This is a genomic window from Peribacillus muralis, assembly GCF_001439925.1.
GTDB lineage: Bacteria > Bacillota > Bacilli > Bacillales > DSM-1321 > Peribacillus > Peribacillus muralis.
Genome location: NZ_LMBV01000031.1, coordinates 23,700 through 37,247, shown reverse-complemented (window position 1 = coordinate 37,247; position 13,548 = coordinate 23,700). Strand labels below are relative to the sequence as shown.

14 protein-coding genes are annotated in these 13,548 nt (G+C 35.1%); 6 read left to right on the top strand and 8 right to left on the bottom strand.

Annotated features, from left to right (window positions below; all coding sequences use genetic code 11):
• The 3 genes from ASU00_RS24795 to ASU00_RS21965 all read left to right on the top strand — a co-directional run.
• Positions 1–151 (top strand): IS3 family transposase (locus ASU00_RS24795; protein ID WP_152983820.1); only part of this gene is annotated, 151 nt, incomplete at its 5' end.
• A gap of 391 nt (positions 152–542) precedes the next feature.
• Entirely contained in the window at positions 543–779 is a 237-nt protein-coding gene (locus ASU00_RS21970) for a helix-turn-helix transcriptional regulator (RefSeq protein ID WP_057915597.1), read from the top strand.
• Entirely contained in the window at positions 772–1,101 is a 330-nt protein-coding gene (locus ASU00_RS21965; RefSeq protein ID WP_057915596.1) for a hypothetical protein, read from the top strand. Before ASU00_RS21970 ends, ASU00_RS21965 begins: the two co-directional genes overlap by 8 nt.
• 113 nt (positions 1,102–1,214) lie before the next feature.
• On the opposite strand, the gene ASU00_RS21960 is transcribed toward ASU00_RS21965, so the two are convergent.
• The 8 genes from ASU00_RS21960 to ASU00_RS21925 all read right to left on the bottom strand — a co-directional run bounded on the left by ASU00_RS21960 (position 1,215) and on the right by ASU00_RS21925 (position 7,324).
• Complete coding sequence (locus ASU00_RS21960) at positions 1,215–1,400, bottom strand: hypothetical protein (protein ID WP_057915595.1); 186 nt, start codon at positions 1,398–1,400, stop codon at positions 1,215–1,217.
• Positions 1,394–1,876 carry a hypothetical protein gene (locus ASU00_RS21955; RefSeq protein WP_057915594.1) on the bottom strand — a complete coding sequence of 161 codons (483 nt, stop codon included), beginning with the start codon at positions 1,874–1,876 and terminating at the stop codon, positions 1,394–1,396. Before ASU00_RS21955 ends, ASU00_RS21960 begins: the two co-directional genes overlap by 7 nt.
• Positions 1,877–2,067: 191 nt before the next feature.
• Positions 2,068–2,526 (bottom strand): dTDP-4-dehydrorhamnose 3,5-epimerase family protein, encoded by a 459-nt coding sequence (locus tag ASU00_RS21950; RefSeq protein ID WP_057915593.1) that lies wholly within the window; start codon positions 2,524–2,526, stop codon positions 2,068–2,070.
• Complete coding sequence (rfbD, locus tag ASU00_RS21945; protein ID WP_057915592.1) at positions 2,516–3,367, bottom strand: dTDP-4-dehydrorhamnose reductase; 852 nt, start codon at positions 3,365–3,367, stop codon at positions 2,516–2,518. Before rfbD ends, ASU00_RS21950 begins: the two co-directional genes overlap by 11 nt.
• A complete protein-coding gene (rfbB, locus tag ASU00_RS21940) occupies positions 3,364–4,323 on the bottom strand; it encodes a dTDP-glucose 4,6-dehydratase (protein WP_057915591.1) in 960 nt (319 codons plus the stop codon). Before rfbB ends, rfbD begins: the two co-directional genes overlap by 4 nt.
• Positions 4,324–4,348: 25 nt before the next feature.
• On the bottom strand, positions 4,349–5,215 hold the full coding sequence (gene rfbA / locus ASU00_RS21935) for a glucose-1-phosphate thymidylyltransferase RfbA (RefSeq protein ID WP_057915590.1): 867 nt from the start codon (positions 5,213–5,215) through the stop codon (positions 4,349–4,351).
• Between the two features lie 352 nt (positions 5,216–5,567).
• On the bottom strand, positions 5,568–6,203 hold the full coding sequence (locus ASU00_RS21930) for an acetyltransferase (protein ID WP_057915589.1): 636 nt from the start codon (positions 6,201–6,203) through the stop codon (positions 5,568–5,570).
• A complete protein-coding gene (locus ASU00_RS21925) occupies positions 6,200–7,324 on the bottom strand; it encodes a DegT/DnrJ/EryC1/StrS family aminotransferase (protein ID WP_152983822.1) in 1,125 nt (374 codons plus the stop codon). The genes ASU00_RS21930 and ASU00_RS21925 overlap by 4 nt, the downstream gene beginning before the upstream one ends.
• A gap of 701 nt (positions 7,325–8,025) precedes the next feature.
• Here ASU00_RS21925 and ASU00_RS21920 point away from each other — a divergent pair.
• From ASU00_RS21920 to ASU00_RS21910, 3 genes are all read left to right on the top strand, one after another.
• Positions 8,026–9,330, top strand: coding sequence for an FkbM family methyltransferase (locus ASU00_RS21920; RefSeq protein ID WP_057915587.1), 1,305 nt, complete (start codon positions 8,026–8,028; stop codon positions 9,328–9,330).
• A gap of 29 nt (positions 9,331–9,359) precedes the next feature.
• Positions 9,360–10,439, top strand: coding sequence for a glycosyltransferase (locus ASU00_RS21915; protein WP_057915598.1), 1,080 nt, complete (start codon positions 9,360–9,362; stop codon positions 10,437–10,439).
• Between the two features lie 1,544 nt (positions 10,440–11,983).
• Complete coding sequence (locus ASU00_RS21910) at positions 11,984–13,051, top strand: CgeB family protein (RefSeq protein WP_057915586.1); 1,068 nt, start codon at positions 11,984–11,986, stop codon at positions 13,049–13,051.
• The last annotated feature ends 497 nt before the right edge of the window (positions 13,052–13,548 follow it).

Here is a 13,548-nt window from a genome sequence, read left to right as displayed (position 1 = left end):
GGATGAGCTAGATTATAAATCAGCCAAAACACTGAAGGAATTAAAATCGAAAATCAATGATTACATGACTTACTATAACAATTACCGTTATCAGTGGAATCTAAAAAAGATGACCCCTATTCAATATAGGAATCATCTTCAAGTAGCTTAACCTCTTTTTTTATAAGTGTCTTTGACATGGGAGCCAGTTTAAGGCGGGTGTTTTGATTAACACTTTTTTTCAAGGAAGCCTTTGTGCGTTATCGCCATAAGAAGGCTGCCAATTGGCGGCCTTTTAAATGTGCAATTCTTACAATTATCATACATTCGGAAAATGAAGTGAAAAACCATTGATGAAACTAAAGGGGCATTGTAGATTAAAAACATCTTAAAAATGGTTGGCTTCTGAATATTATGAAACCAATCATTTTTATTGTTTTGAAGTTAAATGATAAATAAGACCTTAAAAAAATATAATAATTTATTTATTTTATATAAGTTTACTTTACTTTTATAAAATAAAAGCATATTATGTATTTATAGGAAAAAGGAAGGTGTTAACTGTGAAAGAGGACTTTGGGGATTCCATTAAAAATAAAGTGTATGAACACAGGGTGTTGAGGAGAATGTCACAAAAGGAATTGGCTAATGCTGTTGGGGTTTCTAAGCAAACCATATTTGTAATGGAAAAGAATAATTATTCTCCTTCTCTTGTATTAGCGTTTAGAATAGCCAACTATTTTGAAGTGGATATAAATGCAATATTTTCATACGTGAGAAAGGATGATAACAATGATTGATGTACTAAATAATTGGATGCTCGAAAGCTCCCAAAACTTTAATGTTATTGTGGGATTAACGATGGTCTTGTATGCAGGATCACTAGTAGTGCTGTGGTATATTGGCAAAAAATTTGGTAAGCCGGATGAAAGAACAAATGCCATTTATCTCAAAATCATTTCTTGTATGTTTACTACACAAATCATTATGAATGCCATTTTTATTTCATTAGTTGATCGTAATATCGAATACTTCCGTCAGTTCTTTATTCTATTTCAAGGGCTTGTATTTTTAGTCGGTGCAATTTATGCTTTTAGACTATATAGAAAAGAATTTAAATAATCTTAAACAAGAGAGATAGATAGTTACTTATTTCACTATCAGGGAATAAGTAAAAAAGTCGATTCCTTAACGTAAAGGAGATCAACTTTTCAGGTTGGAATTCTCTGCCTAGTTCATCCGAAAATCTTTGATAGAAACCCTTCTTTTTCTTTCTTTTGGTTAGTTAATTGAGCCTCAATTAACTCTAATTTATCCTCAAATTCAGCCTGTTTACTTATTTCTTCCTTCTTTTGTTCTTTCATATAGACGTTAAAAGTTTCTTTTAAGTCTTTATCAGAACTAATTAAATCTTTTACCAATCCCTTAGAACTTCGTTATCCTCCTGGAGTTTACTTATCCTGTTATCTTCAAGTAACTTTGTTTCATTTTGTTTTTCTACTAATTGAGATAAGCGATTTACTTCTTGCTGCATACGTTTAAACTCATGATCTTTTTGCAGAAACATTTCATTTGCTCCACTTTGTTCAAAGGCTTGTCCGAGCAATAAAGACATTTCTTTTGATTTTGCCTCTTGTTCCTTATCTGTTTGCAACTGATGATATAAGTTCTCCTTAATTAACTCTTCTTTCACATCATCAAACGTGACATTTCCTCCGCGATTGAAGATTTCAATGATCTTCTCAATCTTTGGGAATTCGGTATGCGGAATCCAACGACCAGTAGAACGTTTATCGAACTCAATTAAGTCCTTATCACACCAGGTCCTTAACCTCGGAACTTCAATGCCCAATCTTTCGGCAACGGGACCTATGGATGTCCACTTTATATCACTCATTCGGGATTCCTCCTACGAATAATTTTACGTTTTAGACTCATTTGAGTCTAAAATTCACGTACCCCCTAGGAGATAAGCCCAAGGCTTTATTTTATAGATCATCGTAAAAATTATGAAAGCTGCTCTTTATTTGAGCAGCTTTCCAGGTGTAACCGCTTTTTCCTGTAGGATGTATGGCCTCATATAGGTTCTTATCTATGTTTTGTTTCCCAATCAAAATTAATCTTTTTATCATCCCAAGGAATTCTTTTCTCATCTGGGTGGGAAGGGTTATACGACTTTGTCGTACAATACAGAACTGTTGCTGGATTTTCTCCAAGCACGCGGTAACCGTGAGCCACACCTTTGGGAATAAGTAAAATAATGGGGTTGTTTTCTCCCATATAATAAACATTTGTTTCACCATTGGTAGCAGAGTGTTCTCTTAAATCATATAAAACTACTTGAGCATTACCAGATGGGAAAAACCAAAGGTCATCTTGCTCTTCATGGTAGTGAAATGCTTTGATGACGCCTGGATAAGATGTTGTCCATGAAAGTTGACCAAAATGAGATAAAAGATGGTCATCATCTCTTACCACTTCTGCAAAAAATCCTCTATCATCACAATGCTTAATCAATTTCTTAGAAATGACACCTTCAATGGCCATTTTCATCATCTTCCTTTTTTAAGTATTCATGTAATCCTTCTTTCCAATTTCGCAAAGAGATCCCATTGGAATTCAACTTTTTTTGACTTAAAACAGAATACATGGGTCTGGGTGTTTTAAGACCGTATTCTGCGGTAGAAACAGGGATGACTACTGTTTTTGATTTTAAGAATGTTGCTATTTCGGTTGCAAATTCAAACCAGCTGCAACTTCCAGAGTTTGTGACATGATATATGCCATGCGGTTGTGTTAGTAGTTTATTAATCGCTATTCCAATATCTTTAGTGTAAGTAGGACAACCATATTGATCTTGAACTACACGGATTTCTTGTGAATGACGGGCTAACTTTTTTATGGTATTGACGAAATTTTTACCCTCATGTCCATATAACCATGACGTTCTAATGATCGTGGTACTTTCATTAGCAATTAGTGCTAATGCTTCGCCTAGTAGTTTGCTTTTTCCATAAATCGTTTGAGGGTCAGGAGAATCCTCTTCTTCATAAGGTTCACTTTTTTCTCCATCAAACACATAGTCAGTACTAATATGAAAAAACTTCACTTTTTTCTCCTTTGCTTCACTCGCTAGATAATAAGGTCCAATTCCATTAATTAAATAAGCTTGATCTATATCCGTTTCGCAAAGGTCAACGTGTGTAAAGGCTGCCGTATTAATCAAATAATCCGGCTGGATTTTCTCAATCATTTTTTTTATTTTCGTACGATCAGTAATATCTAATTGTTGTTTAGTATATGGATATACCACATAACCTTGCTCTTTGAATAGCTGAATGAGTTCTTTTCCTAGTTGGCCGGCTGCACCTGTAATGACAATCTTCATGAGGGCGTACCTTTAAATTTGTTCATGTGCCATCGCACTGTTTTTTCTAACGATTGATCAAAATTAGAGGTTTGTTTCCAGCCTAACTCGTTTTGTAACTTGGAAGAATCAATGGCATATCTTCGGTCATGACCTTTTCTGTCTTCAACAAATTCTATCAAGTGGTCAGGCTTACCCAATATTCCTAAAATTTGTTTTACGACATCGATATTTTTTCTTTCATTTCCGCCACCAATATTATAAACTTCCCCCCATTTTCCTTTTTCAAGAATAAGAGATATTGCTTTACAATGATCTTCTACAAACAGCCAATCTCTTATTTGTAGACCATCCCCATAAACAGGGATTTTATGGTTGTGAAGCGCTTTATACACAATGGTAGGAATGAATTTTTCCATGTTTTGAAAAGGACCAAAATTATTACTGCATCTTGTGGTGATTAAAGGTAATTTATAAGTCTCATTGTAAGAGCGCACCAATAAGTCTGAGCTTGCTTTTGTAGCTGAATAGGGGTTGTTAGGTGAAAGAGGGGATTTTTCTGTGAATGGTGGCTGAGTCGGGCTTAAAGTACCGTATACTTCGTCTGTGGAAATATGGATCATTTTTTTAGCATGGCCCTTAGTTAATTGTTGTAATAACTGATAAGTACCAACTATGTTTGTTTGTATGAACTTATCTGCATTCTGAATACTGTTATCAACATGGGACTCAGCGGCAAAATGAATAATGGCTTCATAATTTTGATCCATCACAGCTTCCATATCTTTCTCATTAACAATACTTCCCTTAATAAAGCGTAATCTAGAATCAGATGATGTTAGGGTACGTATCTCTTTGGGATGACTTGCATACGTTAGAGAATCTATAACGGTTATATTGTATGAAGTACTCTTTAGCAAATAGTGAACAAAGTTGAGACCGATAAAACCAGCCCCACCTGTAACGAGAAGATTCATAATTGCCTCCTTTCTTATGATACTTTTAATTTTGTATTAATCTTACAAGGTATTGCCCATATTCATTTTTCTCTAATGGTTTAGCTAAGGCAAGAAGTTGTTTAGATGAAATAAATCCTTTTCGGAAGGCAATTTCTTCTATACAAGCAATTTGGACGTTTTGTCGGCTTTGAATGGTTTGGATATATAATGAAGCGTCAAGTAGTGATTCATGAGTACCAGTATCTAACCAGCTAAATCCTCTATCCAATAACTCAACATTTAGCTGGTTTTTCATGAGGTAACATTCATTCACCGAGGTAATTTCGTATTCTCCACGAGAAGATTTCTTAATACTCTTTGCGATATCAATAACGTTGTTATCATAAAAATAAAGTCCTGTAATGGCATAGTTTGATTTAGGTGTTACGGGTTTTTCTTCCAAAGATATCACTTTCTGGTTTTTATCAAATTCTACAACACCAAATCGTTCAGGATCTTTAACACGGTAGCCGAATATAGTGGCACCGTTTTGTCGAGTAACGACTTCTTCTAGTGTTTTTGTGAAATTATGTCCATAAAATATATTGTCCCCTAATATTAAAGATACAGAATCCTTACCTATAAAATCCTCTCCTACAATAAAAGCCTGTGCAATGCCATCCGGTTTTTCCTGTGATATATAACTAATTTTAATTCCTAATTGTGACCCATCACCTAGTAAACTTTTAAAACGAGGTGTATCAACAGGGGTAGAAATGACTAAGATATCTTTAATTCCAGCGAGCATTAGTACGGACAATGGATAATATATTAAGGGTTTATCATATACAGGTAATAGCTGTTTTGAGATAACCTTCGTTAACGGATATAATCTAGTGCCATATCCACCAGCTAATATGATTCCTTTCATTATTATTCACCTCCCCGAATTGTAAGATGTAAAGTACAAAATGAAAATGAAAATGAACTTTTTTATATTATTAGTTTCTGAAGTTCTCGGAAATTAATCCTTTTCATCATATGCGCCAAGATTGTTTCTGTGTAAATGAAGTTCAAAATTGAACGATGTAAATGGATTTCTTACGAGTTTAAGGACTAATACGTGAAAAGGCTACAAAGCTACTTTAAAAACGAGCTTTGTAGCCTTGTAGCCACTTGGTTAACTTAGATATAAGTAAATCGGGTTTTCAATCGTCTTAGTCCTAAATTTCTTTACTGGAAACCATTTAGTTTATATCGGCAAGGGTTTATTATTTACATTTCTATTTTAAATCTTTTTTAAACGTTGCAGGGACCCCCGCATAAAGCGTTTTCGCAGGAACATCATTCTTTACAAATGCTCCGCCTCCTATAACCGACCAAGCACCAATATTGATTTTTTCACGGATAGAGGAACCAATGCCAATGTATGCTCCTTCACCAATCGTAACAGTTCCTGCAATGTTAACTCCAGGACCTACCGTTACATAGTCGTTAATAACATTATCATGACTTATGTTCGAACTTCGATTTAGGATAACAAAATCTCCTATTTGAACATTTGTGGTTATAATGGTTCCTTCACAAATAATCGATCCAACTCCAAGTGTGTTCCTTTTTGAAATGAAAACAGAAGGGTGTACGATTGTATCAGCAATCTCAAAACCTGCATGTATTGTTTTGGTGGCAAACCGTTTTTTCAGAGAAGGGTCTCCTACACCCGCACAAACAATTTTAATTTTGTTTTGAAGAGAATGAATATCATGAAGATCGCCCAAAACCGGTACATCATCTATTATTTTCCCCTTCATTTCCGATCTTTCATCAAGAAACCCTATAACATCATGACTGGAATTTTCACACAGGTGATTTATCTCACGTGCATGCCCTCCGCAGCCCCAAATGACGATTTTTTTCATGATTCCAATCCATTGGCCAATACTTGTGTAACTTGAACAATATCACTTTTGTTCATTTCTTCCCATAGAGGTAAGCTCATTATGCGTTCTGAAATATTATTGGTAACAGACATTACTGTCCGATTAAGTGATGTGAAAAATTTTTGTTGATGACAAGAAGGGGAAAAATAGGTTCGTGCTTCTATTTGATGGTCAGCAAGCAATTTCACAAAATCTAAATTACTTTTATCTTTTGGACATAGAACAGGCATAAATTGATGGGCAATTTCCCCTTCTGCAGTTTGAAGCTGCCACTCATTATTTAACACAGGGGTTTGTTGGAATTGCTCTAGGTACCATTGATGAATTTGTTGTCTTTGTCGACTTTTTTCAGGAAAGGCATCCAGAGTTGCAAGAGCTACAGCTGCGCTATATTCCGAAAGTTTGCTATTAAGACCTTGTGATATAGTTTCTCTGTTAGTCGAGAACCCAAAATTTCCTGCTTGTCGAATTTGACTGATCAGCTCTTTATCAGCACTATAGACTAAGCCGCCTTCACCAATTCCAAATGATTTAGTAGCATGAAAGCTGAACACAATGGATCCGGGAAAATTATTACCAAATGATCCGCTACGCCCTGATGTTCCAAAACTTGGCGCAGCATCAAAAACAACAGGTACTCCCGACTCGTGAATTTGCTTATAAAAGGATAGGTCTAAATCTGTTCCAAAGGTTGCGTAGGGAACAACTACCGCCACTTTATCTCCTAGTTTCGCTAATAGATCTTTTACAAGTTCTTCATTCATACACCAATCGTCTTCGTTCACATCTACAAAATAAGGTTCTAAACCACACCACATAGCTGCTAAAGGGGTGGCTGAAAAGGTAAAGCTAGGCATTAATGCAAACTGCCCTTTAGGCCGTTTACTCTGATTAATAGCTAACATCAAACCACTGGTAGCATTATTGACCGTGAGAACCGCTCCGTTCCCATCATAGTATTCGGTTAGGACTCTATTCTCAAAAAGAGTATTTAATGGTCCATAATTACTGTACAATCTGGATTGTTCAATCTGCGCTAAATAATTAGTAAATGAGTCTTGTTTCACCAAGTTGGGTCTCAAAAACGGAATTTTACGGATATTTTTCATCTCCGTTTCAATTAATCTATAGTTTTAATTACGTTTTCACAGCTTATAAGTATTTGATTATCCATTATTCAAAGGCAACAATTAGGGGTTCAGATGTCCTGTTTTTACTGTAAGGGAGTAGTGTTTGGAAAAACAGAGTTACGTTATGGCACTGTTTGTGCGAAGGAGATGTAGATCTGGACGTTCCAAAAAAACAACTTCTCTTGAATCATAAGTAAGCCTAGTCGTTTATATATTTCCATTTGATACGAATTGCGATTGATGGAGATTTTTTCAATTCAAAAGTTCTTTGGTGTCCCTTCCATACATATTCCTTTTGAATAAATTTTATGGCTATAAATTGGCGATTAAAACGAATCCATAATCTTAAAGTAGGGTGTTTTAATCTGGACAAAAGTCCAATTCACCAAGTCTGGGTTTTCATTATCTTCTGAGTAATTGAAAGGTGGTTTTTAGCATAAGATTACATGGCGGATTGTAAATCAGATAGGAAGAGTAATATTCTAAGCGGAGATGAATTTTATTGTACTGAAAGTATATGAAATTTCAGGAATAAGAATCATTGAATATGGAAGAAGTCCGGAAACCATATAAGAACAAGGCTGTATTTTTCACCCCTTGAAAATATTATATCCAGGTGGATGGTTAAATGAACAATTTGCTTCCATCTGGGAAAAAGGTGGTAACTGCCAATGCAAGATGAAGTAACCTCAAAGGAAAGAAATTTAAAAGAAAGCTTGATTAAAGATATACATGATGTTGATTCCCTGTTGCAACTTGGTGAGATATACTATTCCAGTGGTCGACAACAGTTGGCCAAAATCTGCTTTTCTAAGATTCTTGGTATTTCCAATGATAGTAGTTTAAAAGAAAAATCAAGAATTCTGTTATTTAAATCCGAACTTGATATTCAAACCAATCAAAACAAGGATCAACCTGTTCCTGAGTTCTTAGATTTGCTCATCAAAGAGCTACTGGATCATTCAGGGAATGACTATTACTACAATATCGATATGGAATATTTTGAGCTTATGTCTGTACCAGCTTTTAATGATTATATAGTGGTAAACACAGAAAACGAGAAAAGGGAAATTCTTAAACACTTACAAGGAATTATTGAACTGTTTTACCATTTGGAAGATCAACCGTCTCGGGATTTGTTGCTAAAAGTTTTGTCATTTAGAATACTGAGCAATAAGAAAGTAAAGCTACCTCTAAATACTAATGAATATTGGGCCCAGCGGCAGACCCTCAAAAAACTCATTCATTCCAATGAGACAATTAAGACTAAATATCACGGATGGAACCTTCCCCTTTTTGACTTGAGAACAGTAAGTTATGACCTCCAACTATTCACACCTTCTATTGGAATAAGTGCTACTTTTATGGATCGGCAATATGAGTACAATAAGATTGTACCTGCAATTAAAGCAAGGGAAGCAGACGTTGTTATCGATGCAGGCGGATGTTTTGGTGACACCGCACTTTACTTTGCTAATGAAGTTGGTGAAAATGGCCATGTTTATACAATAGAATTCATACCAAGTAATATTGAGATTATGACCAAAAATCTAGACCTGAATGAAAACCTTAAACAACGCATTACCATTGTTGGGTGCCCCCTTTGGAATGTATCAAATGAACGGCTTTATTATATGGATCAGGGAGCTGCGAGTTCTGTTACATTCTCCAAAACGGACGAAACCAATGGAGTAGCATCAACAATTTCTATTGATGATTTGGTCAAACAAAGGAATATTCCCAAAATCGATTTCATTAAGATGGATATAGAGGGTGCTGAAATGAATGCGTTGAAAGGCGCTATTCAGAGCATTAAAACTTTTCGTCCTAAACTTGCCATTGCAATCTATCATCAAATTGAAGATTTTGCTAATGTTGTAGACTTCATTGCAGAATTAAATTTAGGATACAAGTTCCATTTAGGTCACTATACGATATCTGCCCAGGAAACGATTCTTTTTGCAGTTCCGAAGTAAGAACCGGAAGGAGTTATATTTAAGTGAATATGAAAAATAATGATTTGTCAGGCAAGAAACATCGCCTTGCGGTAATTGATACCGATTTTCCATGGAAATTAAGTGGTTTTCGTTACTGGGAAAATACCCAAATTTTTAACCAGAGACCTGATACTCTTTTTTTTGCTACAAAATTGTATATAGATGAATTTCCTACACAAGTGTATAAGTTTGAGTCATTTAAAACAATTGCAAAAAAAGAGGGGATTACTGATGTATATTGTGTTTTTTTAAATCTTGTTTTAAGTTTGCTAGGTGAATGTTTTCTCCCTGATGGTACCTATATGCCTGGATCAAATCCAGGATTAAGTATCAGGCAATTTCTAAAAGAGAATGATATTAACATCCACACTACATTATATCCAGGTGGTGGCCTGAATCCTTACACTTCTGATAAATTTCTTCAAATAGCATCCCAAAATTGTAAAACGGTATTTACAAATATTAATGAAGTATTAAATGTCATTCCAGCTAGCATTCATTTGCCGGTAGTTATCAATACGGATTTCTACTCTTATGTACCAAAGTCTAAATCTAAACCAATACAATTAACGTTTTCTGCTTATCGTGCCGAACGCAAAGGGTTTTCATTATTAGCCCAAACATTTAATCAACTAGATGAACACTTTCATTTAAATATTATAGGTAATTGGCAGGATGATCTCCATTTACTAACAAATAAAAATTATACTTTTTTTGGTCTTCTAAATCCCGAAAGAATAAAGATTCTGTATGCGCAATCACATGTATTCATTAACTGTGGTACTCAAGATCAGTTTGCTCTTGATGGGTTTCCTACAACAGCAGCAGTTGATGCGATGTCGACTGGTTGTGTCTTGGTTTCCACCAATCCCCGTAATGACCGGCTGATACTTGAAAGCAGTGTAGACTATCTTGAGGTTGATGCAGACGTAAACTCAATAAAAGACACTTTGATGTGGATCAAGGAAAACTTCCAGCAAGCTATGGAGATCGGGATAAAAGGTGCATACAAAGTCAAAAATAATTTTGACTCTAAGGTTATTGTGCAATCAAAATTATCGCATATTTTCGACAGCAATCAAGAATAGAACATATAAGGGGTAACAATTCTCGATGATAAAGTCGCTAAACGGGAATTTAAAGTGTGTGGTTATAAGTACTTGTTATTGGAGTGGCGGTTTTGATCAGGCGGATAGCAATAGTGTAATCGTTCAAAATAATTAAACAAGGGGGTGGAAAACTCCACTCTACCCGTTAATATAGACAAGATAGTACGTAAATGTGGATTCCAGGAAGTATAATGTTTCCAGTTCAAAAAATGCTTTTCCATAATGATCAGCAGTTTTTTCATGGACAAGTTTAGAAAGTAGATTCTGAGTGCATGACCGTGATGGTAAAGAAAGAATCCAAGGTAACTTGTGATTAATACCCTAGAGTAAACATAAATTATCATCTTCACTTAAACCTTCATCAAATCCATCAATTACTTCTCTTTTTAAAAGAAAACAATATTCAAAACTGCTTCGATTTCCCACGTTGGCTCATTACGATTAATAAATTAGATGAAACCGTTTCATGTTATAGATTCCTCAGAAAAACGTTAAACAGCAATTTTCTTATACAAGAAAACATTGCGGGTTTTTCATGTTTCTAGGCCCTAGTGTCATACTACTTTTTCTCCAATGTTCTATTTTTAGTAAAGGTTCATGTTACCTTTCTTGGCTGGGTAACGTGTGCTTAGGAATTTTAAGGATTGCACAGGGATTTTTAAATGGTTCTGTGTTTTAACAATTGGGCGTTTTATCCAATCCGATAAATTCCTGGTTCATAGAATAAAGTAAAGTTTTTTGAAAGGAGGATACAAGATTGGGTAAGCATAATAAAAAATGTTCGGATTGTGGACATAGTCAATGTAAATGCAATTCTAAACAAGGACAAAAGGTAGTGCAAAGCGTTGAAGTGAATGTAAACGGAAAACGTAAGTGCTAATGGTAAAAAGGTAATTAAGGACATCAAGGGGCGTAGGTATTTGTTAACTGAGCGCCTGTGGGACCATTCTTTACTCCTGTAACAACTCTGATATCCGCTTTAGGTACAATAGAAATAAGAATACCGAAGACCCAGTAGCTAACTGGGTTTCTCAATGAATATCCAGCTTTAAATATAGGCGTAATACTTATACATCATTCAATACCAATAAAAAATACGAAGGCTGCAAAGCATTTCTAAGCTTTGCAGTTTTTGATGTTATAAAATACTGTCATGAAAATAAGTAATACAATCCTCGACTTAGTAATTGAAGACGAACACAGACGGAACAACCGATTTATAGGCTGTACCAAAAGGCTGGAAAGAGATCAAGTAATTTCCCAGAATGAATGATTTGTATCAAACCATTTATTGGCACTTTGATTCTGTAATTCATACAATATGAAAATGTAAGAAAGGTAACGGTGATAATAAAAGAATTCTACTAAAACTAACTTGAAGGAACAAAAAATGGTTAAGCTGTTGGTTTAGGTTTGACAACATAATTAATCTTAAAAAAGGCTCAAAATCGGAATAACGTAAGCAGCAGCGTGAACGAGAAAAGGGCGGAATTAAATTGTGCAGGTAAAGGAGATGGATAGAGATGTTCAAAGAAAACGATTCTAAAAACTGGAACGAAGGGTTTGAGAATAGGTCAAAGGAAATTATGGATTTGGACGGAACTAACGTCAGACTTAGTTTTTTGGATAAAAAAGTACTATATGTCCATCCCGTACATGGAGGAACCTATAAAGTTATCAGCCAAGGAATTATTGAGGGGCTTAGAAATTTGGTATGTGAAGTTTATACAGCTAAAGCAGATCAAGATGTGGCCAATCTAGCAGCTCAAATTAACCCGGACCTAGTGCTCGTGTTACTCGGAGATACATTTCCTATCGATCAAGTGAAAGCTATTCGGGCAATGGGTATCAAAACAGCGGTTTGGTTTACGGATGACCCTTACTACACAAACGTAACAACAAAAAAAGCCCCGTATTATCACTACGTTTTTAGCCAAGAGATAAGCTGTGTATCTTATTATCAATTGCTAGGATCACCCCAAGTTCATTACTTACCTTTGGCTGTCAATACAAAAGTTTTTCATTATCAGAGGGAGGATGACTCGTTTCTTTTAGACGTTTGTTTTTTGGGAACGGCTTGGAACGACAGAATCTCTTTATTTGACCAAATAGCACCCTATTTATTTAATAAAAATGTACTTATCGTGGGACCGAATTGGAATCGAATGTTTAATTATTATTTACTCTCCAACAAAATTCGCCTTGAAGTATTATCGCCAGAAGAATCGGCCCGCCTTATAAATCAATCCAAAATTGTGATTAACAACCACCGTTCATACGATGATAATACGGTATTCAACAACAACAGCAATAAACTCCCGGCACTCTCTATCAACCCGCGAACCTTCGAAATTTCTGCCTGCGGTGCATTTCAACTTTCAGATGTTCGCCAAGAATTAAATCGTTATTATGAACGAGGGAAGGAAATTGAAACCTACTCATCTCCTTCAGAATTAATTGAAAAAATAGACCATTACTTAAGCCATGAGGATGAGAGAAATATGATTGCGCGAAAGGGTCATAGCAAAACATTAAAAATGCATACTTACTCGAAAAGACTCGTAACTCTGTTGAACGTGATATTTGGATAATTCCAAACTTTGATTAGAGAGGTAGTTGGAGTTTCTTTTTGATAACATTTTCAGGTCCAAAAGTAAATCTGAAACTATGGGATGTTTTGTATAAAGTGCGCTTTCCCATTCTTCACATATAAAATATTAAACCATAAAAAGGTGGAAAGAATTATTATAAGTGGGGATGATTATTTCCATTATGAAATATAAGGATACCATTATCCGAATTTGTCGGAATAAACATACATATTAATATTTTGGTAGATTATCGTTCATTGAATGTTCACCGTTGTCCCTATTATTTTATTTCGGGCTCTTTAAATTACTATGGAGATTTTTTGTTTCTAATGAACAGGAACAATTAATGGTGGTTAATGTCAAGTAGGCTGGATAAACCTATACTATAGATTGAAAACTAATGTATTTCGGGCATGAAATGTATCTAATTCAGGGTGCTGTTGTTAGTTTGTTCCCAAAAAATGTTCCAACAAACGTTCAGCTAGAGATATATCTTA